Source organism: Acidovorax sp. GW835-FHT14G06, from assembly GCF_058793595.1.
In genome coordinates, this window is record NZ_JBXAGA010000002.1 from 275,408 (window position 1) to 297,644 (window position 22,237).

The window sequence follows — 22,237 nt, forward strand, 5'->3', positions numbered from 1 at the left end:
TCCATATTTGAAAAGGGAAGCTTAGGCTTCCCTTTTTTCTTGGCGGTTCGGAGCGTGCTGTTGTCAAACAGCGGTCCCGACCAGAGATGCGACAGGGCATTGCGCGCACGCGCTGCCCGGGTTACGCTGCAACGCACAGGTATGCGCTCAGCAGCCGGCGCCCCGATGGTGAAATTGGTAGACACTGCGGACTTAAAATCCGCCGCTTTCCTGAAAAGGGGCGTGCCGGTTCGACCCCGGCTCGGGGCACCACTACGATTCAATCATGTCAAGTTACAACGCTCCTTTCGAAATCCACGTCCACGGACAGGTTCTCTTGCGTGCTGATGTCAGTTTTGATCAGCTCCAAGAGGCGCTCAAACCCCTGTGGAAATATGCCGGAGCCCGCTCGCTGGCCGATGGCGCGGCCAGCGCCTATGAGGAAGAGCCCGGCATCAAGTACGACGCGCAGGAACACTTGCTGCAGATGTGCTGGACGGTGCGTGGTGACGAGGATTTCCGCCAGTCGCTCGACGAGATGTGCATGAGCCTCAATGAGCTGGCCGAGCAAGGGGCTGCGATCGAGGTCACTTTCTACGACACCGACTTTGATGAAGACGAAGAAGAGCAGGGCACCGAGTCGCGCGATGACTTTGTGATGCTTTTCGTGGGCCCCACGCCCGCTGCCATCATGCAGGTGCAGCGTGATCTGCTGGTGCAAGACGTGGTGAACATGATGGAGCGCCACTTTGATGGCGCCGAGCTGGGCGGCGTGGTCGCTGAGATCGACAAGCTGTTCAGCCAGCGTTTTGATGCCTTGGTGAACTCGCTGGAGATCGGCAAGCCCCCGCGTGGTCCTGGGGGCCCAGGTGGTGGTCACGGCGGTGGTGGTGGGCGTCGTCCGCGCCACTTGCACTGATCTGCGTGGGCGTGTTGCGCTGAGTGTTGGCGCAAGCCATGCTGCGCATCTCCCGTAGAGCTCTCCCAGGCATTGGGCAAATTCTCCAAGCGCGTCGATGCCCTTTTGCGGTCGCACCGCCCCTTGTCCTGCCTGCCGCTGCCGTATTGCCCATGAGCACTGATCTTCCGTATCTGCGTTCTTACCCCGCTTCGTTGCAGGACCAGGCGCGCGATCTGCTGGGAAAGGGAAAGCTCGGAGCAGTGCTGCAGCGCAAGTATCCGCAGGCGCACGCCGTGCGCAGTGACAGGGCGCTCTACGACTATGCGCTGGAGCTCAAGGCACGCTACCTGCGCAATGCGGGCACGGTCAACAAGGTGCTGTTCGACAACAAGATCCATGTGGTGCGCCACGCGCTGGGTTTGCACACGGCAGTGTCGCGCGTGCAGGGCAACCGGCTGGCAGCCAAACATGAGATTCGCATTGCCGCGATGTTCAAGCAGGCGCCCGAAGAGTTCCTGCGCATGATCGTTGTCCACGAGCTGGCCCACCTGCGCGAGAAGGACCACGACAAAGCCTTCTACCAGCTCTGCACCCACATGGAGCCGCAGTACCACCAGTACGAGTTCGACCTGCGCCTGTACCTCACCCACGTGGAGCAGGCGGGCACCCGGCTATGGGGCAGCGGCGCGTCCTGAAGACTCAGAGCCGTCACGCCCAGTTGCTTCATAAATGATAGCAGCTGGCGCATATGGATCATGCGCCAGAAGCAGATAGAGGCTGAATCAGGGAACTGAAACGCTCCGGCACTGGCTGGGGGGCAGGTCCAACCAGCGTTGGGCTGCTGCCTCCAGCATGGCCACCGGGCCCGTGGTGAGCAGTTGCACCGACGGGTTGCCATTGAGGGGCGGCGGTTGATCGCCCGGGTCCGATGGCTCGGGCACAGCGAGCAGGCCTGCGGCCTCCAGCACCCGCCGCGTCTGGCGCGCCACGGGTCCTCCAGTTTCAATGAACTGAACGTCGGGGCCCACTATCGCCCGCAGCTCGTGGGCCACAAAGATGTAGTGGGTGCAGCCCAGCACCAGGGTATCCATCTGCCCCGAGCCTGTACCAAAACTACCCATGGCCTGGAGATAACGTTCGCACAGCGCCCCAGTCTCCGTGGCATCGACGGGGCTGCCGGGGGCGGTGACTGGCAGTGCCACGCTGCGCTCAATGGCGTGCGCCAGACCATCGCAAGGCTGCACCACGAAATGGGCTTGATCGGCCAGTGAGGTCATGAGCTTGCCGAACTTGGCACTGGTCAGCGTGCCCCGGGTGCCGATGACACCCACATGCCCTGTTCGGGTCACCGCCAGCGCGGGCTTGATGGCGGGCTCCAGGCCCACCAGGGGCAACTCCGGATGGCTGCTGCGCACCTCATGAATGGCAGCCGCGGTGGCCGTGTTGCAGGCCACCACCAGGGCCTTGATGTGGTGCTGCTCGCACAGGTACTGGGTGATGGCATGGGTGCGGGCGGCCACATAGGCGTCGCCACGCTCGCCGTAGGGGGCGTTGGCGCTGTCGGCTAGGTACACGAAGCGCTCGTGGGGCATCGCAGCCAGCAGGGCACGCAACACGCTCAGCCCGCCGACGCCGCTGTCAAACACACCGATAGGAGAAGAGGCCAGCGGCATCAGGGAGCCCATGGTTGGACAAAAGGCTGGATTGTAGGAAAACCGCAGCGGCAGGCTGTGTGCGCTGCGTTCTGTTGTGGAATGAGCGAAAGCGCGGGCTGCGCGATGAAGTGTGGTGCTGCGCCGTGACCGGCGACGCTATGGAGCACGTGGGACGGATGGGTCAGCGCGCGGGCGCTTTGGCCTTACCAGTATCACCGGCCGCCGGCGCTTCTGTGACTTTCGGGTGCGACAGCAGGTAGTAGCGTTTGACCACAGCCGTTTGCCCGTCTTTGCCGCCTGCGACCTGCTCGCGGCTGATGCCCACCAGCACGCCGGTGGCCTGGTGGAGTTGCGCTGCGAACGCGCACAAGTACCACGCGGCCTCTTCGCTCGCCAATTGCGCAGTGTCAGCCTGCAGGATGTCGATGCCGTGCTCGCGCCCGTAGAGGCGAGTCTGTGCGCTGCCGGTGGCAAACGACTTGCGCTTCGGGTCTTTCAGGTCCGGGTCGTTCCAGGTGCGCTCTACGGCCGTCCATTCCCAGCGCCGGTCTTCGGGCCACCAAGTGCCCAGCAATTCGGCGTCAAACACTGTGCGCTTGCCGCCACGGATCACGGTGAAGGTCTTGGCAAAAAAGTCCAGCGTGCGAGAGCTGCTGCCAGCCAGGCGCTGGCTGTTGAGCAGCCGCTGGCGTTCTATGTGCGAGGTCAGGCTGGCGTCCAGCAGGGCCGCATCGCGGGCAGGCAGTGTGCCGCCAAAGGCGGTCTGCGCATCGCGCTGCGGGACCATGGGCGGGTTGGCGCTGGCGGACAGGGGCAGGGTGCCGATCAGGGTTGCCAGCAGCAAGGCGCGCGGTATATGTCGCAGGGGCTGCGCAAACCAATGGTCCAAAAGCATGGTGGGTGCGGCAAATGCCGGCGTGATGTGGAGTGATCTGGGTGGGTATTTTTGCCGAACCGAGGGCTCCGATGGATGCAGAGCAGCCACAAAAAAACCGCCCGAAGGCGGTTTGTGTCATTGCGCTTTGCGGCGGTTGGCGCTGGGCAGGCTCAGCACCAACCCATGCATCAGGCCGCTGCTACGCCGATGCCCTTGAACTCGCCCGAGGCGATGCGCTTTTGCCATTCGGCCGGGCCCGTGATGTGGGCGCTGGTGCCGCCGGCATCCACGGCCACGGTCACAGGCATGTCCACCACGTCGAATTCGTAGATGGCTTCCATGCCCAGGTCTTCAAAGCCCACGACCTTCGCGGTCTTGATGGCCTTGGAGACGAGGTAGGCGGCGCCGCCCACGGCCATCAGGTAGGCGCTCTGGTGCTTCTTGATGGCCTCGATGGCGACCGGGCCGCGCTCGGCCTTGCCCACCATGGCGATCAGGCCGGTCTGGGCCAGCATCATCTCGGTGAAGCCGTCCATGCGCGTGGCGGTGGTGGGACCTGCAGGGCCCACGGCTTCGCCTTTGACGGGGTCCACAGGGCCCACGTAGTAGATGACGCGGTTGGTGAAGTCCACAGGCAGCTTCTCGCCCTTGGCCAGCATGTCCTGGATGCGCTTGTGCGCAGCATCGCGGCCGGTCAGCATCTTGCCGTTAAGCAGCAGCGTGTCGCCGGGCTTCCAGCTGGCCACTTCTTCCTTGGTCAGGGTGTCGAGGTTGACCTTCTTGCTCTTGTTGTAGTCGGGCGCCCAGTTCACGTTGGGCCACAGGTCCAGGCTGGGGGGCGTGAGGTACACGGGGCCCGAGCCGTCCATGACGAAGTGCGCGTGGCGTGTGGCGGCGCAGTTGGGGATCATCGCAATCGGCTTGCTGGCCGCGTGTGTGGGGTACATCTTGATCTTGACGTCCAGCACCGTGGTCAGGCCACCCAGGCCTTGCGCGCCAATGCCCAGCGCGTTGACCTTTTCAAACAGCTCCAGGCGCAGTTCTTCGACCTTGTCGAGCGCGGGGCCGCCGGTCTTGGCGGCTTCGGCCTTGGCCTGCAGTTCGTACATGTCCAGGTCGTCCATCAGGCTTTCCTTGGCCATGAGCACGGCCTTTTCGGCCGTACCGCCAATGCCGATGCCCAGCATGCCGGGCGGGCACCAGCCAGCGCCCATGGTGGGCACGGTCTTGAGCACCCAGTCCACCACGTTGTCGCCGGGGTTGAGCATGTACATCTTGGACTTGTTCTCCGAGCCGCCGCCCTTGGCCGCCACGGTGATGTCCACGGTGTTGCCGGGCACGATCTCGGTGAAGATCACGGCAGGGGTGTTGTCCTTGGTGTTCTTGCGGGCGAACTGCGGATCGGCCACGACCGAGGCGCGCAGCGTGTTGTCGGGGTGGTTGTAGCCACGGCGCACGCCTTCGTTGATGGCGTCGTCCAGGCTGCCCGTGAAGCCTTCCCAGCGCACGTCCATGCCCACTTTCAGGAACACGTTGACGATGCCGGTGTCCTGGCAGATGGGGCGCTGGCCGGTGGCGCTCATCTTGCTGTTGGTCAGGATCTGGGCGATCGCATCCTTGGCCGCCGGACTCTTCTCGCGCTCGTAGGCGCGGGCCAGGTGGGCGATGTAGTCGGTGGGGTGGTAGTAGCTGATGTACTGCAGTGCGCCGGCAATGGATTCGATCAGGTCTTCTTGGCGAATGGTCGTCGTGGTCATGGCGGTGGGGGTTTTAGGGAAAACGCGAACCCCGAATTATCTCCCGGCGGGCTTGCGCGGGCCTGTCAGGGGCGATGGGGGGTGGTAGCGCGCCATGGCCTTCGGTGGGTATGCTGCGGGCTGGTGTTTCATTCATTCCCATCCGCTCACCGAGCGCGCAAGGCCCCACCGTGAAGACCTCTACCCCCGACGCGACCGCATACCGCACCGAAAAAGACACCTTCGGCCCCATCGATGTGCCTGCCCAGCGCCTGTGGGGGGCGCAGACACAGCGCTCGCTGCACCACTTCGCCATCTCTGGCGAGCGCATGGCGCCGGAGCTGATCCGGGCGCTGGCCCAGGTCAAGCGGGCCAGCGCCTATGTGAACAACGCGCTGGGCCTGCTCGACGCGGCCAAGACCACGGCCATCGTTGCGGCGGCAGACGAGGTGATCGAAGGCGGTCACCTGCAGGAGTTTCCGCTGGTTGTGTGGCAGACCGGATCGGGCACGCAGACCAACATGAACATGAACGAGGTGCTGGCCAACCGGGCGAGCGAGCTGCTGGGTGGCCCGCGCGGCGAAGCGCGACTGGTGCACCCCAACGACGAGGTGAACAAGAGCCAGTCGAGCAACGATGTGTTCCCCACCGCCATGCACCTGGCCGCGGTGGACGCGCTGATGCACCGCCTGCTGCCCGCGCTGCACGGCCTGCGCACCACGCTGGCGGCCAAGGCGAAGGCGTTTGACGGCATCGTGAAGATCGGCCGCACGCACCTGCAAGACGCCACCCCCCTCACGCTGGGCCAGGAGATCTCGGGCTGGGTGGCGCAGCTGCAGCATGGCGAGCAGCATGTGCGCGCCGCGCTGCCCCATTTGGGCGAGCTGGCCTTGGGTGGCACGGCGGTGGGCACGGGGCTCAATGCGCCCGCCGGTTATGCGCAGGCCGTGGCCAAGGAGCTGGCCGACCTGACCGGCCTGCCGTTGGTCACCGCACCCAACAAGTTCGAGGCCCTGGCCAGTTGTGATGCGCTGGTGCATGCCCATGGCGCGCTCAAGACCCTGGCGGCCAGCCTGATGAAGATTGCCAACGACGTGCGCTGGCTGGCCAGCGGCCCGCGCAGCGGGCTGGGCGAGATCACCATCCCCGAGAACGAGCCGGGCTCGTCCATCATGCCGGGCAAGGTCAACCCCACGCAGTGCGAGGCGCTGACCATGCTGTGCGCGCAGGTGCTGGGCAACGACGTGGCCATCAACATCGGCGGGGCCTCGGGCAACTTCGAGCTGAACGTGTTCCGCCCGATGGTGATCCACAACTTCTTGCAGAGCGTGCGCTTGCTGGCCGATGGCATGGCCAGCTTCAACGAGCACTGCGCCGTGGGCATCGAGCCCAACCAGGCGCGCATCAACGACCTGGTGGAGCAGTCGCTGATGCTGGTGACGGCACTCAACCCCCATATCGGCTACGACAAGGCCGCCTTCATTGCCAAGAAGGCGCACAAGGAGGGCACCAGCCTGCGCGCCGCCGCCGTGGCCTCGGGGCATGTGACGGGCGAGCAGTTTGACCAGTGGGTGGTGCCTGCGCAGATGGTGGGGCGCTGAGTCTGCAGGGCTGTTTGGGGGGGGGTACCGTGGCGTTTTTGAGCCAAATGCGCAGGTAGCGCTAGTGCTACATGCCTGAGTAGCTATTAAATTGATAGTTATCGGCCCCAGGGGTGTGTCGCTGGCAGCCTGCCCGTCAGGCCACTGGCGGGCCCTCATGGTTTGGGTCCAGCGCAAAACCTACGCCATACACCGAGCGGATCCAGTCGCTGCCGTCTGCGCTGGCGGCCTTGAGCTTTTTGCGCAGGTTCTTGATGTGGCTGTCGATGGCGCGTTCGTTCACATCCAGCGTGTCGTCATAGGCCTGGTCCAGCAGCTGGGCCCGCGACAAGATGCGCCCCTTCTGGCGCGCCAGCACCTGCAGCAATTTGAACTCGCGCCGCGTGAGGCCCAGCGGCGTGCCATGCAGCGTGGCCTGCCAGTGCGACTCGTCCAGCATCAATGCGGCAAGTGGTGTGCTGGCGGAGGAAGCCTCCTGCGCTGCAGCGGTGCGGCGCAGCACGGCCTTGACACGGGCCACTACCTCGCGCGGCGAAAACGGCTTGCAGATGTAGTCGTCCGCGCCCAGCTCCAGCCCGATGAGGCGGTCCACCTCTTCCACCCTGGCGGTAAGCATGATGATGGGGTGCTGCGTGTGGCGCCGCGCCTGGCGCAATATCTCCAGTCCGTCGATGCCGGGCAGCATGATGTCCAGCAGCGTGAGGTCGGGCGGCGTGGTGAGCATGCTCGCCAGCGCGGCGCGGCCCTCGGCCTGGTGCTCCACCGCATAGCCCGCGTGGCGCAGGTAGTCCACCACGATGGCGGCGATGTCGGGTTCGTCTTCGACGACAAGGATGCGTGGGCTCATGGTGCCGGGTTGTCCAGAAGGGGCAAGTTCAGTGTGATGCGCAGCCCGCCCAGGGGCGATGCCTCGGCCATCAGCGTGCCGCCGTGGGCGAGCACGATGGCGCGGCAGATCGCCAGGCCCAGGCCTGATCCGCCGTGGTCGCGGTTGCGCGAGGTTTCAGCGCGGTACAGGCGCTCAAAGATACGGGGCAGCTCGTGCGCGGGCACGCCGGGCGCGCTGTCGTCCAGCTGCACCTGCAGCTGGGGGGCTCCATCGGCCGGTGGCAGCAGGCGCGCCGCAATGCGCAGCAGGCCGCCCGCGTCGGTGTAGCGCAGGCTGTTTTCCAGCAGGTTCAAAAACACCTGGTGCAGCTGCTGCGCGTCGCCGCGCACCAGGGGGGCCGGCTGGGCGGCGCCTTGTGCGGCCAGGGCGTTCAGGCCGCTGGTGTCCACATCGATGCCCGCCTGCGCCAAGCGCGGGCGCATGGAGGCCAGCGCCTCGGCCAGCAGCGACAGCGGGTGCACGGGCACCTGGGCCGAGGGTGCGCTGGTGCCCACCGCATCCAGGCTGGCGCGCAGGTCGCCCACCAGCTGGATCAGGCGCATCACCTGCCGGTGCAGGCGCAGCGCGGTCTTGTCGTCAAAGGGGCGGATGCCATCCTGCACGGCCTCGATCTCGGCGCGCATGGCGGCCAGGGGCGTGCGCAGCTCGTGGGCCACGTCGCCCAGCCATTGGCGGCGGCTGGCTTCGATGCTGCCCAGTTGTTCGGCCATGGTGTTGAAGGTGCGGGCCAGCTGGGCCAGCTCGTCATTGCCGTGCACGGGCACGCGGGTGTGCAGGTGGCCCTGCGCAATGCCGCGTGCGCCAGTGGCCAGGGCCTCGACCGGGGCCAGCCAGCGCCGTGCGAGCCAGCCCGACAGGACCAGCGCCAGGGCCAGGCCGACCAGGCCCGTCCACGCCACAAAGCCCAGGTGCTGGGCCAGAAAGGCCTGGTCGGCCTCGCTGCGCACGCCCTGCGGGGGTGCCAGCACCAGGTGCCCGATGGTCTGGCCACCGGCGCCACGCAACGCCAGGCGTGCGCCCCCCGGCTGGGGCGGTGTGCCTGCGACCAGCTGATCTTGTGCATCGAGCAGGCCCAGGCGGGGGTAGATGTCATCCGGGTGGCGCTGGGGTGGCGCTGGGCCCCGGTCCAGGGGCCGCAGGTCGCCGGGTGGCGGTGGGGGCGGGCTGTTGCCAAGGTCAGCGCCACGGCCACTGTCACTGGCATTGGAAGGAGGGGGGGCGGCCGTGCCAGGTGGCTCCGACGGGAGGCCGGGCGGCGAACCGCTGGGGGGGCGGGCGCCACCCGGCCCGCGTGGACCGCCGCCCGGGTGGGTCAGCCGTCCCCACAGGGACGACTGCCCCCGCAGGCTGTCCCAGCCGCCTGCCTGGGTGTGGTGGGCCTGCAGGCGCTCGGCCAGCCAGTCCATGCGGGTCAGCTCGATCTCGGCCACATACGGCCCCAGGCCCCGCTGCAGGCCCAGGCGCGAGAACCCCACAAAGATCAGCAACAACGCCAGCAGCAGGGCGGCCAGGGCGATGAAGGCTTTGCGGTGCAGCGTCAGATGGGGCACGGAGACGAGGGAGCGCAGGGGCGGCATGGTGGGTCAGCGGGCGGGGGGCGGGCCACCTGCGCCGGGGCCACCAGGCCCGCCAGCGGGCATGGCCACCAGGGTGCCGTCCATTGTGCGGCAAGTGCCCGCCAGGCTTTTGCCGTCCGGCATGGTCAGCGTGACGGAGGCGCCTTCGGTCTTGCCCTTGCAGGCGGCGTATGCCTCGGGTGGCGGGGCGGGCGGTGTGCCGCGGGATGGCTGGGCGTGGCTGGGGAACGCTGCGGCGATGGATGCCAGGGCCAGTGCGGCCAAAAGGGTGTGGATCTTGCACATCGGGCGTCTTTCTGGTGATCGAAACAACAGGGTGAATGGAAGAAACGAGGGGCTCAGACCGCGATCGAGATCGTGATGCTGGCCGAGTAGCCGCCGCCGGTGTTGGCCTGCATGGTGGTCATCTCCAGCGTGGTGCCATCGCTGAAGATGTTGTCCGTGGCAAATGACATGGAGGCCAGGTTGCGCACGCTGGCGCTGTAGCCCGAATTGCTGCTGTAGATGCTGCTGAGTAGTGCGGTGGGGAAGGCCAGTTGCGTGGTCTTGATCTTGTTGGCGGCCTTGGTGGCCGATGCCAGCGTGGGGTAGATCTCCAGGTGCATGTGCGGCATGCGGCCCGCATAGCAGCCCGGAACGATGGTGGTGAAGGTCACGGTGCCGTTGGCGTCCGTGGCCTGCACGCCGCGCAGGTAGTTGTCGGCGATGTTGTTGGAGGTGTAGACCGAGTAGTTGCCGTCTTGCGTGCAGTGCCACAGGTAGATGGCGTAGCCCGACAGCGCCGCGCAGCTGGCGCTGGTGTTGGTCAGCGTGATGGTTATGGACAGCGGCACGCCGCTGACCTGGGTGGACGAACCCACTGAACTGCGGATGTCCGAGCGCACGATGCCGCTGAGCGCGAGCACGTTGTAGGTGTTGTTGCTGGCCGTGGAGCCGTCGGCAGGGTAGGGCCCTGCAGTCTCTTCGGGGACGACGGAGCAGGTGGTGGTTGTGCCTGTTCCGGTGCCAGTGCCCGATCCGGTACCGCTGCCGGTGCCAGACCCGGAGTCCGTGCCGCTGCCAGAGTCGGTGCTGTCACTGCCGCCGCCGCAGCCCCACAGGGTGGCGACGCCCAGGGAGCCCAGGGCACTGAGTGCCAGGCGGCGGCTGGTGGCCGTGTTTTTGGAGGTGGCAGCGGTCTCGGCGGGTGCCGATGCGGTAGCGGTGGTTGGGGACAGAGGGGGCATGAATTTCTCCTTCGGATGGGTCTGCACCGCACTGTGCCTACCGATTGAGGAGAAATCTGGGAGCGCCCCTGGCGCCGTGTGCTGACGGTGTGTTTACTTCGAATTTGATAGCTGCCGGTACATATGCAGCCGGCGCTACCGGCATTTTTTGACTGAATTGTTGGAGCCCGGGGCTCCCGCAGCGGTGCTGGGGGCCCAGGAGCCAGCGCAGTGCTCAGTGCTTGTCGGACGAGTGCGACATCAGCCGGTCGGTCAGCGCAATCGCCAGGGCGCTGAGCAGGAACACCACATGGATGATAGTCTGCCACATCAGCACCTTGAGGTCGTAGTTGGCGGCGTTGATGAAGGTCTTGAGCAGGTGGATGGAGCTGATGCCGATGATGGCGGTGGCCAGCTTGACCTTGAGCACCGAGGCGTTCACATGGCTCAGCCACTCGGGCTGGTCGGGGTGGTCTTCGAGGTGCAGGCGCGAGACAAAGGTCTCGTAGCCGCCCACGATCACCATGATCAGCAGGTTGGAGATCATCACCACGTCGATCAGCGCCAGCACCACCAGCATGATGATGGTCTCGTTGAGCGCGGTGACCTGGAAATCACTCTTGTAGCCAATGCTGGACACCAGGCTCTGCAGGGCCGCCGTGTTGCCGAAGGCGGCTTCGATCAGGTGCACCAGCTCCACCCAGAAATGGAACACGTACACCGCCTGCGCCAGGATCAGGCCCAGGTACAGCGGCAGTTGCAGCCACCGGCTGGCGAAGATCATCGAAGGCAGGGGGCGCAGCGGCGCTGGGGGCTTGTGTTGGGGAGAGGACATGGCACTCGCAAAGGGTTGCAGGAGGCGCGATTTTAGGGGGCCATCATGTCCCTGCGATGGCAGGTGGGTCCGCGCAGCCTGTGCTGGGGCCGTTTGCGACAGGCGGGCCGCGATGGCGTACTCTGTAAGCTTCGCGCCAGTCAGTGGCCTGTAAGTGCCGCGCCCGACAGTACCGCCCAATTCCAATTCTCATTAGATCCAGGAGACAACACCATGAGTGCGCCCACATCCGCCATCGAGTCCGTGCTGGTTGAGAACCGTGTGTTCCCGCCGTCGGACGCCATCGTCAAAGCCGCGCGCGTGTCCGGCATGGCCGGGTATGAAGCACTGTGTGCCGAGGCCGAGAAGGACTTTGAGGGCTTCTGGGCGCGTCAGGCGCAGGGCAACCTGCAGTGGACCAAGCCTTTCACCCGCACGCTGGACGAGTCCAACGCGCCGTTCTTCCAGTGGTTTGCCGATGGCGAACTCAACGCATCGGCCAACTGCCTCGATCGCCACATTGGCACTGCTACCGAGAACAAGACGGCCATCATCTTTGAAGCGGACGATGGTACCGTCACCAAGATCACCTACAAGGAACTGCTGGCCCGAGTGAGCCAGTTTGCCAATGCGCTCAAGGCCCACGGCGTGGCCAAGGGCGACCGCGTGCTGATCTACATGCCCATGACCATCGAGGGCGTGATCGCCATGCAGGCCTGCGCCCGCATTGGTGCCACGCACAGCGTGGTGTTCGGCGGCTTCAGTGCCAAGGCCGTGCACGAGCGCATCATCGATGCCGGTGCCGTGGCCGTCATCACTGCCAACTACCAGATGCGTGGCGGCAAGGAGCTGCCGCTCAAGTCCATCATCGATGAAGCCCTGGCCATGGGCGGCTGCGACACCATCCGCAATGTGTTTGTCTATCAGCGCACAGCCACGGCCTGCAACATGGTGGCCGGGCGCGACAAGACCTTTGCCGAAGCACTGGCGGGACAAAGCACCGAATGCGCCCCCGTGGCTGTGGGGGCTGAGCACCCGCTGTTCATCCTCTACACCAGCGGCTCCACCGGCAAGCCCAAGGGCGTGCAGCACAGCACCGGCGGCTACCTTCTGTGGGCCAAGATGACCATGGACTGGACGTTTGACCTGCGTGCGGACGATGTGTTCTGGTGCACGGCCGACATCGGCTGGATCACAGGCCACACCTATGTGGCCTACGGCCCGCTGGCGGCAGGCGCCACGCAGATCATTTTTGAAGGCATTCCCACCTTCCCGAACGCGGGCCGCTTCTGGCAAATGATCGAGCGCCACAAGTGCACCATTTTCTACACCGCCCCCACGGCCATTCGCTCGCTCATCAAGGCGGCCGAAGCTGACGAGGCGGTCCACCCCGCGCGCTCTGACCTGTCGAGCCTGCGCATCCTGGGCAGCGTGGGCGAGCCCATCAACCCCGAAGCCTGGATGTGGTACCACAAGAACGTGGGCGGAGAGCGCTGCCCCATCGTGGACACCTTCTGGCAGACCGAAACGGGCGGCCATGTCATCACCCCGCTGCCTGGCGCCACGCCGCTGGTTCCCGGAAGCTGCACGTTGCCTTTGCCGGGCATCACCGCCGCTATCGTGGACGAAATGGGCAACGACGTACCCAACGGCGCCGGTGGCATCCTGGTCATCAAGCGCCCCTGGCCCAGCATGATCCGCACCATCTGGAACGACCCCGAGCGTTTCAAGAAGAGCTACTTCCCCGAAGAACTCAAGGGCTACTACCTGGCAGGCGACGGTGCGGTGCGCAGTGCCGACCGGGGCTACTTCCGCATCACCGGCCGCATCGACGACGTGCTGAACGTGTCGGGCCACCGCATGGGCACGATGGAGATCGAATCGGCCTTGGTGTCCAAGACCGACCTGGTGGCCGAAGCCGCCGTGGTGGGCCGCCCTGACGACGTGACCGGCGAGGCCATCTGCGCGTTTGTGGTGCTCAAGCGTTCGCGCCCCACGGGCGAAGAAGCCAAGCAGATCGCCAACGAGCTGCGCAACTGGGTGGCCAAGGAAATCGGGCCGATTGCCAAGCCCAAGGACATCCGCTTTGGCGACAACCTGCCCAAGACCCGCAGCGGCAAGATCATGCGCCGCCTGCTGCGCAGCATTGCCAAGGGCGAGGCCATCACGCAGGACACGTCGACACTGGAGAATCCGGCAATCCTGGATCAATTGTCCCAGACGAACTGATCGTGGAAGGCCCCATCCGCATGGGGCTTGCTCACGCGATGAGCCCGCAGCGGGGTTGTAGGACGTGATCTCCAATCACTCCCGCGCAGCGAGTGATCGCCTGTGTATGCGTTACAACGGCAGCACTGCGTGACCGGTCATCTTGGCCGGGCACCGCTGACCGGAGATTTCCCATGCACTTGCGTTCCATCGTTCTTCTTCTGACCGTGCTGGTCATTGCCACACTCGCCGCATTGAACTGGCCCGCGCTGGCCGCCCCTTCCCTGGTATCGCTGGGGGTGGTGTCATTTGAAGCGCCGCTCGGGCTGCTCATGCTGGCGCTTACCGCCTTGTTGGGCATCTTCTTCGTGGCCTACGTGTTGTCGCTGCAGGGCTCAGTACTGCTCGAAACCCGCCGCCACACCAAAGAGATGCAGGCACAGCGCGAGCTGGCTGACAAGGCTGAGGCGTCCCGCTTCACGGAGCTGCGTACTTTCATGGAGACCCAGCACAGTCAGGCCCATGCGGCCGTTCTGGCGCGGCTGGACCATCTGGAAGCCCGCCTTGCTACCCGGGCCGATGAGTCAGACAACACAACGGCAGCCTATGTGGGCCAGCTGGAGCAACAGCTGCGCTCCCGCAATTCATTGGTGACCCCCATCGTGTAGGGCGCCAATGGGCGCTGGTCCTTACAGGCGCAGGTACCGTCTGCGCACTCAGGGGTCACGGTCGTTGTCCGCGACCACAAAAAAAGCCGCGTCACTGATCGTGCGCGGCTTTTTGTGCTGAGCGGGCCGGAGTGGTAGGACCCCGGGCCACCACAGGGGCAGCAAATTACTTTTGCGTCAGCACCCAGGCTGCCAGCTTCTTGGCTTCGGCGTCGTTCACCTGCGCATTGGCGGGCATAGGCACAGGGCCCCACACGCCAGAGCCGCCCTTGATGATCTTGGCAGCCAGCTTGTCCACGGCGTCCTTCTGGCCAGCATATTTGGCTGCGACTTCCTTGTAGGCAGGCCCCACCAGTTTCTTGTCCACCGCATGGCAAGCCATGCAGTTCTTGGAGGTGGCCAAGGCCAGGTCAGCCATGGCGGGTGCCGCAACCGACAGCGTCAAGGCGAGAGTGATCAGGGAACGCTTCATGGTGGGAATTCCTGTGGTTGAGTTACAGTGCTTTTAATGCGATTGTAGTGACTTGGGTTGACATGCAGTTGTCCCTGGTCAATCCCGCTTTTCGCGGCAATATTTGGAGAGAGCGATGTATCTGCTGGGTCTGTCCCTTCTCATGCTGGCACTGAAGTATTTCGAGATCGGCCCCGTGGCCACATGGTCGTGGTGGTGGGTGTTGGCGCCCTTCGGGGCCACAGCGCTGTGGTGGGCCTGGGCCGATTCCACCGGCTACACCAAGCGCAAGGCCATGGAAAAGATGGACCAGCGTAAGAAGGACCGTATCAACAAGCATAAAGAAGCCTTGGGCATTCGCCCGCGCAAGCCGCGTTGAAGCGGGCGCTGGCCTCGCCCGGCAGCGCGCTTTGGTGTTTTGGCGGGGACTTCCGGCTCGTGCTATTTCCCAAAAAAGCCCGCAGCACACGTTGTGCTGCGGGCTTTTTTTGTGTGTGCAGAGGCTGGTACGAGAAGGCCGCTCGAGCGGCCTTCTCGCCTTCGGCCCGTGCTGTGCCGTGATCAATAGGCGTCCAGCACCGCTCCCTTGCTGGCGCTCGATGCATTGAACGCAAACTTGGCCTGTACACCGCGGGTGTAGCGAGGCGCAGGTGCTTTCCAGGCTGCGCGGCGTTTGGCGATTTCATCGTCAGGCACGTTCAGCTCCAGCAGCAGCTGGCGCGCATCGATGGTGATGCTGTCGCCCTCGTTCACGAAAGCGATGGTGCCACCAGCTGCCGCTTCGGGCGCCACGTGGCCCACCACCATGCCCCAGGTGCCGCCGGAGAAGCGGCCGTCGGTGATCAGGCCCACGCTCTCGCCCAGCCCGGCGCCGATGAGCGCGCCGGTGGGCGCCAGCATCTCTGGCATGCCGGGGCCGCCCTTGGGGCCCAGGTAGCGCAGCACCATCACGTCCCCTGCCTTGATCTTGCCGGCCAGGATGGCTTCCAGCGCCGATTGTTCGTCGTCAAACACGCGGGCCGGTCCGGTGATGACCGGGTTCTTCAGGCCCGTGATCTTGGCCACGGCGCCTTCGGGGCTCAGGTTGCCCTTCAGGATGGCCAGATGGCCCTGGGCGTACATAGGCTTGTCGATGGGGCGGATCACGTCCTGGTCGGCGCGCGGCTGGTCCGGCACGTCCTTGAGCACTTCGGCAATCGTCTTGCCTTCGATGGTGAGGCAGTCACCGTGCAGCAGGCCTGCGTTCAGCAAGATCTTCATGACCTGCGGGATGCCGCCTGCGCGGTGCAGGTCCACCGCCAGATACTTGCCGCTGGGCTTCAAGTCACACAACACAGGGGTCTTCACGCGCACGCGCTCGAAGTCGTCGATGCTCCACTCCACGCCTGCCGCATGGGCAATCGCCAGGAAGTGCAGCACCGCGTTGGTCGAGCCGCCGGTGGCCATGATCACGGCCACAGCGTTCTCGATGGACTTCTTGGTCACGATGTCGCGCGGCTTGATGTCCTTCTTGATGGCCTCGATCAGCACCTTGGCCGATTCCTTGGCCGAGTTCATCTTTTCGTCGTGCGGGTTGGCCATGGTGGACGAATACGGCAGGCTGATGCCCAGGGCCTCGAACGCGCTGCTCATGGTGTTGGCGGTGTACATGCCGCCGCACGAGCCGGTGCCAGGGATGGCGCGCTTCTCGATTTCCTTGAGGTCGAAGTCGCTCAGCTTGCCGGCGGCGTTCTCGCCCACGGCCTCGAACACGCTCACGATGTTCAGGTCCTTGCCCTGGTAGTGGCCGGGCAGAATGGTGCCGCCATAGACATAGATGGCGGGCACGTTGGCGCGCAGCATGCCCATCAGGCCGCCGGGCATGTTCTTGTCGCAGCCGCCCACCACCAGTACGCCATCCATCCACTGGCCGCCCACGCAGGTCTCGATGCAGTCGCTGATGACCTCGCGGCTCACCAGGCTGTACTTCATGCCTTCGGTGCCCATGGCCATGCCGTCGCTGATGGTGGGGGTACCGAATACCTGGGCGTTGCCACCGGCTTCCTCAATGCCCGCGATGGCCGCGTCGGCCAGCTTCTGCAGGCCGCTGTTGCAAGGGGTGATGGTGCTGTGGCCGTTGGCCACGCCGACCATGGGTTTGACGAAGTCACCTTCCTCGTAGCCCATGGCGTAGTACATGGAGCGGTTGGGTGCGCGCGACTTGCCCTGGGTGATGTTGGCGCTGCGGCGATTGATGGGGGCGGAGGGCTTGCTGGAGTCGGTCATCGTGGGGCGTCCTGATCTCGGGGTTGGGGGCTGGAGCGGAATGGATCATTCTGCCAGCGCCGTTGCAGCGCGTGGGGGCTGCCCCCGCAATCCCCAACGCCACCGCCCCGGGCGGGCCTGTGGGGCTGGGCGATAATTGACAGGTTTGCCCCCGGCACGGCTCAAGAGGTTGTCTGCACGGGCGCGCGAGGGGCCTTTATGAGTCCGGCCCGCTTCCCTTCCAGCGATTTTTCAGAAGCCAGCACGATGCCCATCTACCGTTCCAAAACCTCTACCGCCGGTCGCAACATGGCAGGCGCTCGCTCCCTGTGGCGCGCCACCGGCATGAAAGACGATGACTTCAGCAAGCCGATCATCGCGGTGGTCAATTCGTTCACCCAGTTCGTGCCCGGCCACGTGCACCTGAAGGACCTGGGCCAGTTGGTGGCCCGCGAGATCGAAGCCGCTGGCGGCGTGGCCAAGGAGTTCAACACCATTGCCGTGGACGACGGCATTGCCATGGGCCACGACGGCATGCTGTATTCGCTGCCCAGCCGCGACATCATTGCCGACTCGGTCGAGTACATGGTCAACGCGCACTGCGCCGATGCCATGGTCTGCATTTCCAACTGCGACAAGATCACCCCCGGCATGCTGATGGCCGCCATGCGCCTGAACATCCCGGTGATCTTCGTTTCGGGCGGCCCGATGGAAGCTGGCAAGACCCGCCTGGCCAACCCGGTCACCAAGGTCATGGAGTTCAAGAAGCTCGACCTGGTGGACGCCATGGTGATTGCCGCCGACACCAACTACTCCGACGCCGATGTGGCCGAGGTCGAGCGTTCGGCCTGCCCCACCTGCGGTTCGTGCTCGGGCATGTTCACCGCCAACTCCATGAACTGCCTGACCGAGGCGCTGGGCCTGTCGCTGCCTGGCAACGGCACGGTGGTGGCCACCCACGCCGACCGCGAGCAACTGTTCAAGCGCGCAGGCCGCCGCATCGTGGATCTGGCCAAGCAGTACTACGAGCAGGACGACGAACGCGTGCTGCCCCGCTCGGTGGGCTTCAAGGCGTTTGAAAACGCCATGACGCTGGACATCGCCATGGGCGGCTCCACCAACACCATCCTGCACCTGCTGGCGATTGCGAGCGAGGCAGAGATCCCGTTCACCATGGCCGACATCGACCGCCTCTCGCGTGTCGTGCCGCAGCTGTGCAAGGTGGCGCCCAATACCAACAAGTACCACATCGAAGACGTGCACCGTGCAGGCGGCATCATGGCCATCCTGGGCGAGCTGGACCGTGCCGGCAAGCTGCACACCGACGTGCCCACGGTGCACACCGCCACGCTCAAAGATGCGCTGGACCAGTGGGACATCGTGCGCACGCAGGACGACGCCGTGCGCACCTTCTACATGGCAGGCCCCGCAGGTATCCCCACCCAGGTGGCGTTCAGCCAGAACACCCGCTGGCCCAGTCTGGACCTGGACCGCGCCGAGGGCTGCATCCGCTCGTACGACCACGCCTTCAGCAAAGAGGGCGGCCTGGCCGTGCTGACCGGCAACATTGCAGTGGACGGCTGCGTGGTCAAGTCGGCCGGTGTGGACGAAAGCATTCTGGTGTTTGAGGGCACGGCCCATGTCACCGAGTCGCAGGACGAGGCCGTGGCCAACATCCTGGCCGACAAGGTCAAGGCCGGTGACGTGGTCATCGTGCGCTATGAGGGCCCCAAGGGCGGCCCCGGCATGCAGGAGATGCTCTACCCCACGAGCTACATCAAGTCCAAGGGCCTGGGCAAGGCCTGCGCGCTGCTGACGGATGGGCGCTTCTCGGGTGGCACTTCGGGCCTGTCGATCGGTCACTGCTCGCCGGAAGCCGCTGCGGGCGGCGCCATCGGACTGGTGCAAAACGGTGACCGCATCCGCATCGACATTCCCAACCGCACGATCAATGTGTTGGTGAGCGATGAAGAACTGGCCAAGCGCCGCGAAGCCCAGAACGCCAAGGGCTGGAAGCCTGCCCAGCCACGCCCACGCAAGGTGTCGGCCGCGCTCAAGGCTTATGCCAAGCTGGTGATGTCGGCCGACAAGGGCGCCGTGCGCGATTTGTCGCTGCTGGAAGACTGAGGGGCAGCTGCGCAGGGCAAGGCGCCCTGCTGCTACCCGGAAGCCGCGTCTTGACGGTGCGGCTTTTTTGTTTTTGCTTCACTTTTGATAGCTGCCAGTGCATGATCGACTAGCGCTTGAACGGCTTTTTGCCCTTCAAACACTTCGTTGGCGGCTGCAACGGGTTGCGCTGGTGGGCGGGTGGCCGGTGGGCGGTTGCCATGTTGACCGGCGATCACTGCATGGCGCTCCGCGCGTCAGGGCCATCCCTGGCGCGGGCACAATACCCGCCACCATGTTGACCTATCCCCACATCGATCCCGTTGCCTTGCAGATCGGCCCGCTGGCTGTGCACTGGTATGGCCTGACCTATCTCGCGGCCTTTGGCCTGTTCATGCTGCTGGGCATCCGGCGCCTGCGGCACGAGCCGTTTGCCTCCATCACCGGGCCCGGCGCATGGACGCGCAAGGATGTGGAAGACATCCTCTTCCTGGGGGTGGCGGGCGTGGTCATTGGCGGGCGGCTGGGCTACTGCCTTTTCTACAAGCCGGGTTACTACCTGAGCCACCCGTTGGAGATTTTTGCCGTGTGGCAGGGCGGCATGGCCTTCCATGGCGGGCTGCTGGGCGTGGTAGTTTCCATGCTGTGGTTCGCCCATTCGCGCCAACGCCCCTGGCTGCAGGTGGCCGACTTTGTGGCGCCCTGCGTGCCCACGGGTCTCGCGGCCGGGCGTGTGGGCAACTTCATCAACGGCGAGTTGTGGGGCCGCTTTGCTAGTCCCGATCTGCCCTGGGGCATGGTGTTTGCGCACAGCGGCTCCATGCAGCCGCGCCATCCTTCGCAGGTCTACCAGTTCCTGATGGAAGGGCTGCTGCTGTTCATCCTGCTGTGGCTGTATGCGCGCAAGGAGCGTCGCCCCGGCCAGGTGGCGGCCGCATTCCTGTTCGGCTACGGTGTGTTCCGCTTCATTGCCGAATACTTCCGCGAGCCCGATGCCTTCCTGGGCATCCTGTCGCTGGGCATGAGCATGGGTCAGTGGCTGTGTGTGCCCATGGTCGTTGGTGGCGCAGCGATGTGGCTGTGGGCGCAGCGGCAGCCGGTGGGGGCGTTGGTTTCAAGGTAAAACGGGCGATAGCGCCGGTGTTTCATGCCCGAGCAGCTATCAAATTGGTAGTGATTGGGGCGAGTGGCGGGTAAGCAGGCGGTCAATGCCGCGCATCACCCCGCCGCGCCATCGTCCACAGGGCGGCCCCCACGATGAGTGCACCGCCCACCCAGCCCGTGACGCTGAGCTGCTCGCCCAGCCAGAACACTGCAAACAGTGCGCCAAAGGCGGGCTCGCTGCTGGTCAGCAAGCCCACCCGCGTGGGCGAGCTGTGGCGCAGTGCCCAGTTTTGGGCCACAAACGCAAACACGGTGCAGCCTGCCACCAGGTAGGCGCAGGCCCACCAGAAGGCGCTGGCTTGGGTGAGCGACGGCAGTGGAGGCAGCTTGCCCGGCAAAGCCAGCGCCAGCAACAGGCAGCCCACCCCAATCACGCCCGACTGCACCGCCGTGAGGGCCAGCACCGGCGCATTGCGGCGACGGGTGAGCCGCGTGGTCTGGCACACGGTGATCGCGCGCAGCACGGCGGCCGCCAGCATCAGGGCGTCGCCCCAACCCCACTGGCCGTTGTACCCCCCGCTGAGCAGGGCTGCGCCGAGCAGCGAGACGGCGGCAAAACCAAACATCGCACGCTCGGGCCGCTGGCGCAGCAGCCACCACTCGGCAAACGGTGTGAACACCACGCACAGGCTGATCAAAAACGCTGCATTGCTGGCCTGTGTGAGCGCGAGGCCAAAGGTCTCGCACAGAAAAATGCCCAGCATCAGCCCACCCAGCGGCAGGCCGGCCACCAACGCATCGCGCCGCTCGGGCGCAGTGGCGCGCAGCAGGGCCGGGAGCAGCACGGCAAAGGTCAGGATGAAGCGCACGGCCAAAAAGCCCAGAACCGGGTAGAACACCAGGGCCCCCTTAGCCACGCCATAGCTGGTGCCCCACACCACGGCGACCAGCAGCAAGGCCAGGTCAGAAAGGCGCGGGGCCAGCATGGAAGGGGCGGACAGGGGCAGGGTGTGTGACATGGGACGCAGACTGGGGTGGAGGCAGTGGGGCACCGCACGTGGCGGCGATGGGCTGGGGAAATTATCAATTTGCGTCCATGCATTGATAATCGCTGCGAAAGAACTGCACTTGTTCCTCATGCGCATCAATCAACCCCTGGACAGCCTCCCCGACATGGCGGTGTTTGCGCGTGTAGTGGATGCGGGCAGCTTCTCTGCAGCCGCGCGGCAGCTGGGCATCACCCCGTCGGCGGTCAGCCGTCAGGTGGCTCGGCTGGAAGGGGCGCTGCGCGTGCGCCTGCTGGAGCGCACCACCCGCAAGCTGCGGCTGACCGATGCGGGCACGGCGGTCTACAGCCGCTGCCAGGACATGGTGTCTGCCGCGCGCGAGGTGTGGGCGCTGAGCGACACCCACTCTGCCGCGCCATCGGGCATGGTGCGCATGAGCATGGCCAAGGCGGTGGGGCGCCAACTCGTTCACCCCCTGGTGCTGCCGTTTTTGCAGAAATACCCCGAGGTCGATGTGCAACTGCTCATCACCGACCGCACGGTGGACCTGTTCGAGGAGCCCATCGACCTGGCCCTGCGCGTGACCGACACGCCACCCCCGGGCCTGGCCGGGCGGCCACTGGCGACCCTGCGCCACCTGGCCTGCGCCAGCCCGCATTACCTGGCTGAGCGGGGCCACCCCCAGCACCCGCGCGACCTGGAGCACCACGCCTGCATCACCCTGGGAGAGGACGAGCGCGACCGGCACTGGCGCTTCGAGCGCGCAGGCGAATCCGCCACAGTGGCTGTGCGCGGGCGCTATGTGGCCAACCACAGCGAGGTGCGGCTGGAGGCCGCGCTGAGCCACCTGGGCATTGCCAGCCTGCCGGGCTTTACCGCGCGCGCTGCGTTGGCGCGGGGTGACCTGGTGACCGTGCTGCCCGACTGGGAGCACAAGACCTCGTACGGGGGCACGGCCTGGGTGCTGTACCCGTCCCACCGGTTTCTGCCGGCCAAGCTGCGGGTGTGGATCGACCACCTGGTGGAAGGTTTTGCGGGCGTGGAGTGAAGCGGGGGAGGGGCGTGAGGGCAGGGCGACCTTGCGGTGGGCGCGGCGGGTGTTGCACCCTCGGCAGCTGATCTGGCCCGGGGCTGATCACCCAACGACGGCTCCTTGGGGTCAGCAGCAAAGTTCGCCGCCCTTGCTGCTATTTGGCACGCAGCGTTGCGCAACCA

21 protein-coding genes and 1 tRNA gene are annotated in these 22,237 nt (G+C 65.4%); 10 read left to right on the plus strand and 12 right to left on the minus strand.

Features of this window, described 5'->3' with window-relative positions:
* A partial coding sequence (locus AC1Q64_RS03820; RefSeq protein WP_492250526.1) for a hypothetical protein occupies nt 1-185 on the minus strand: 185 nt, incomplete at its 3' end.
* On the opposite strand from AC1Q64_RS03820, the gene AC1Q64_RS03825 reads away from it, so the two are divergent.
* From AC1Q64_RS03825 to AC1Q64_RS03835, 3 genes are all read left to right on the plus strand, one after another.
* Nucleotides 160-252, plus strand: a tRNA-Leu gene (locus AC1Q64_RS03825). The genes AC1Q64_RS03820 and AC1Q64_RS03825 overlap by 26 nt on opposite strands.
* A gap of 13 nt (nt 253-265) precedes the next feature.
* Complete coding sequence (locus AC1Q64_RS03830; protein ID WP_291437702.1) at nt 266-898, plus strand: DUF6806 family protein; 633 nt, start codon at nt 266-268, stop codon at nt 896-898.
* 152 nt (nt 899-1,050) lie between these two features.
* Nucleotides 1,051-1,575, plus strand: coding sequence for a M48 metallopeptidase family protein (locus AC1Q64_RS03835; protein WP_291437700.1), 525 nt, complete (start codon nt 1,051-1,053; stop codon nt 1,573-1,575).
* Between the two features lie 87 nt (nt 1,576-1,662).
* On the opposite strand, the gene murI is transcribed toward AC1Q64_RS03835, so the two are convergent.
* The 3 genes from murI to AC1Q64_RS03850 form a co-directional block, all read right to left on the minus strand.
* Entirely contained in the window at nt 1,663-2,553 is an 891-nt protein-coding gene (gene murI / locus AC1Q64_RS03840; RefSeq protein WP_492250679.1) for a glutamate racemase, read from the minus strand.
* A gap of 163 nt (nt 2,554-2,716) precedes the next feature.
* Nucleotides 2,717-3,430, minus strand: a complete 714-nt coding sequence (locus AC1Q64_RS03845) for a DUF6882 domain-containing protein (protein WP_492250527.1) — start codon at nt 3,428-3,430, stop codon at nt 2,717-2,719.
* Between the two features lie 170 nt (nt 3,431-3,600).
* Entirely contained in the window at nt 3,601-5,169 is a 1,569-nt protein-coding gene (locus AC1Q64_RS03850) for a fumarate hydratase (RefSeq protein ID WP_056064470.1), read from the minus strand.
* A 170-nt stretch (nt 5,170-5,339) separates the two neighbouring features.
* Here AC1Q64_RS03850 and fumC point away from each other — a divergent pair, with 170 nt between their 5' ends.
* Nucleotides 5,340-6,749, plus strand: a complete 1,410-nt coding sequence (gene fumC / locus AC1Q64_RS03855; RefSeq protein WP_099732164.1) for a class II fumarate hydratase — start codon at nt 5,340-5,342, stop codon at nt 6,747-6,749.
* Between the two features lie 136 nt (nt 6,750-6,885).
* Here the strand turns inward: fumC and AC1Q64_RS03860 are convergent, their stop codons facing one another.
* The 5 genes from AC1Q64_RS03860 to AC1Q64_RS03880 all read right to left on the minus strand — a co-directional run bounded on the left by AC1Q64_RS03860 (nt 6,886) and on the right by AC1Q64_RS03880 (nt 11,255).
* On the minus strand, nt 6,886-7,596 hold the full coding sequence (locus AC1Q64_RS03860; RefSeq protein WP_492250528.1) for a response regulator: 711 nt from the start codon (nt 7,594-7,596) through the stop codon (nt 6,886-6,888).
* Nucleotides 7,593-9,215: an ATP-binding protein gene (locus AC1Q64_RS03865; RefSeq protein WP_492250529.1), complete on the minus strand. Its 1,623-nt coding sequence runs from the start codon at nt 9,213-9,215 to the stop codon at nt 7,593-7,595. The genes AC1Q64_RS03860 and AC1Q64_RS03865 overlap by 4 nt, the downstream gene beginning before the upstream one ends.
* 6 nt (nt 9,216-9,221) lie before the next feature.
* Nucleotides 9,222-9,500, minus strand: a complete 279-nt coding sequence (locus tag AC1Q64_RS03870) for a hypothetical protein (protein ID WP_492250530.1) — start codon at nt 9,498-9,500, stop codon at nt 9,222-9,224.
* A 53-nt stretch (nt 9,501-9,553) separates the two neighbouring features.
* Entirely contained in the window at nt 9,554-10,441 is an 888-nt protein-coding gene (locus tag AC1Q64_RS03875; protein ID WP_492250531.1) for a dioxygenase family protein, read from the minus strand.
* 214 nt (nt 10,442-10,655) lie between these two features.
* Nucleotides 10,656-11,255 carry a TIGR00645 family protein gene (locus AC1Q64_RS03880; protein WP_192421571.1) on the minus strand — a complete coding sequence of 200 codons (600 nt, stop codon included), beginning with the start codon at nt 11,253-11,255 and terminating at the stop codon, nt 10,656-10,658.
* Between the two features lie 213 nt (nt 11,256-11,468).
* Between AC1Q64_RS03880 and acs the strand changes: the two genes are divergently transcribed.
* A complete protein-coding gene (gene acs, locus AC1Q64_RS03885) occupies nt 11,469-13,463 on the plus strand; it encodes an acetate--CoA ligase (protein WP_291437684.1) in 1,995 nt (664 codons plus the stop codon).
* Between the two features lie 173 nt (nt 13,464-13,636).
* The gene (locus AC1Q64_RS03890) at nt 13,637-14,110 is read left to right on the plus strand and encodes a LapA family protein (RefSeq protein ID WP_291437682.1); all 474 of its coding nucleotides are present in this window, start codon (nt 13,637-13,639) and stop codon (nt 14,108-14,110) included.
* 166 nt (nt 14,111-14,276) lie between these two features.
* Here the strand turns inward: AC1Q64_RS03890 and AC1Q64_RS03895 are convergent, their stop codons facing one another.
* Nucleotides 14,277-14,582, minus strand: coding sequence for a c-type cytochrome (locus AC1Q64_RS03895; protein ID WP_274112829.1), 306 nt, complete (start codon nt 14,580-14,582; stop codon nt 14,277-14,279).
* 115 nt (nt 14,583-14,697) lie between these two features.
* Here AC1Q64_RS03895 and AC1Q64_RS03900 point away from each other — a divergent pair, with 115 nt between their 5' ends.
* The gene (locus AC1Q64_RS03900; RefSeq protein WP_291437677.1) at nt 14,698-14,940 is read left to right on the plus strand and encodes a TIGR04438 family Trp-rich protein; all 243 of its coding nucleotides are present in this window, start codon (nt 14,698-14,700) and stop codon (nt 14,938-14,940) included.
* A gap of 182 nt (nt 14,941-15,122) precedes the next feature.
* Here the strand turns inward: AC1Q64_RS03900 and ilvD (AC1Q64_RS03905) are convergent, their stop codons facing one another.
* Nucleotides 15,123-16,826 carry a dihydroxy-acid dehydratase gene (ilvD, locus tag AC1Q64_RS03905; RefSeq protein ID WP_291437675.1) on the minus strand — a complete coding sequence of 568 codons (1,704 nt, stop codon included), beginning with the start codon at nt 16,824-16,826 and terminating at the stop codon, nt 15,123-15,125.
* Nucleotides 16,827-17,072: 246 nt separating this feature from the next.
* Here ilvD (AC1Q64_RS03905) and ilvD (AC1Q64_RS03910) point away from each other — a divergent pair, with 246 nt between their 5' ends.
* Together ilvD (AC1Q64_RS03910) and lgt are read left to right on the plus strand one after the other, a co-directional pair.
* Nucleotides 17,073-18,932, plus strand: coding sequence for a dihydroxy-acid dehydratase (ilvD, locus tag AC1Q64_RS03910; protein WP_291437673.1), 1,860 nt, complete (start codon nt 17,073-17,075; stop codon nt 18,930-18,932).
* Between the two features lie 274 nt (nt 18,933-19,206).
* The gene (gene lgt, locus AC1Q64_RS03915) at nt 19,207-20,034 is read left to right on the plus strand and encodes a prolipoprotein diacylglyceryl transferase (protein WP_492250532.1); all 828 of its coding nucleotides are present in this window, start codon (nt 19,207-19,209) and stop codon (nt 20,032-20,034) included.
* A gap of 82 nt (nt 20,035-20,116) precedes the next feature.
* Here the strand turns inward: lgt and AC1Q64_RS03920 are convergent, their stop codons facing one another.
* Nucleotides 20,117-21,034, minus strand: a complete 918-nt coding sequence (locus AC1Q64_RS03920) for a DMT family transporter (RefSeq protein ID WP_492250533.1) — start codon at nt 21,032-21,034, stop codon at nt 20,117-20,119.
* Between the two features lie 118 nt (nt 21,035-21,152).
* Here AC1Q64_RS03920 and AC1Q64_RS03925 point away from each other — a divergent pair, with 118 nt between their 5' ends.
* Entirely contained in the window at nt 21,153-22,070 is a 918-nt protein-coding gene (locus AC1Q64_RS03925; protein WP_291435364.1) for a LysR family transcriptional regulator, read from the plus strand.
* The last annotated feature ends 167 nt before the right edge of the window (nt 22,071-22,237 follow it).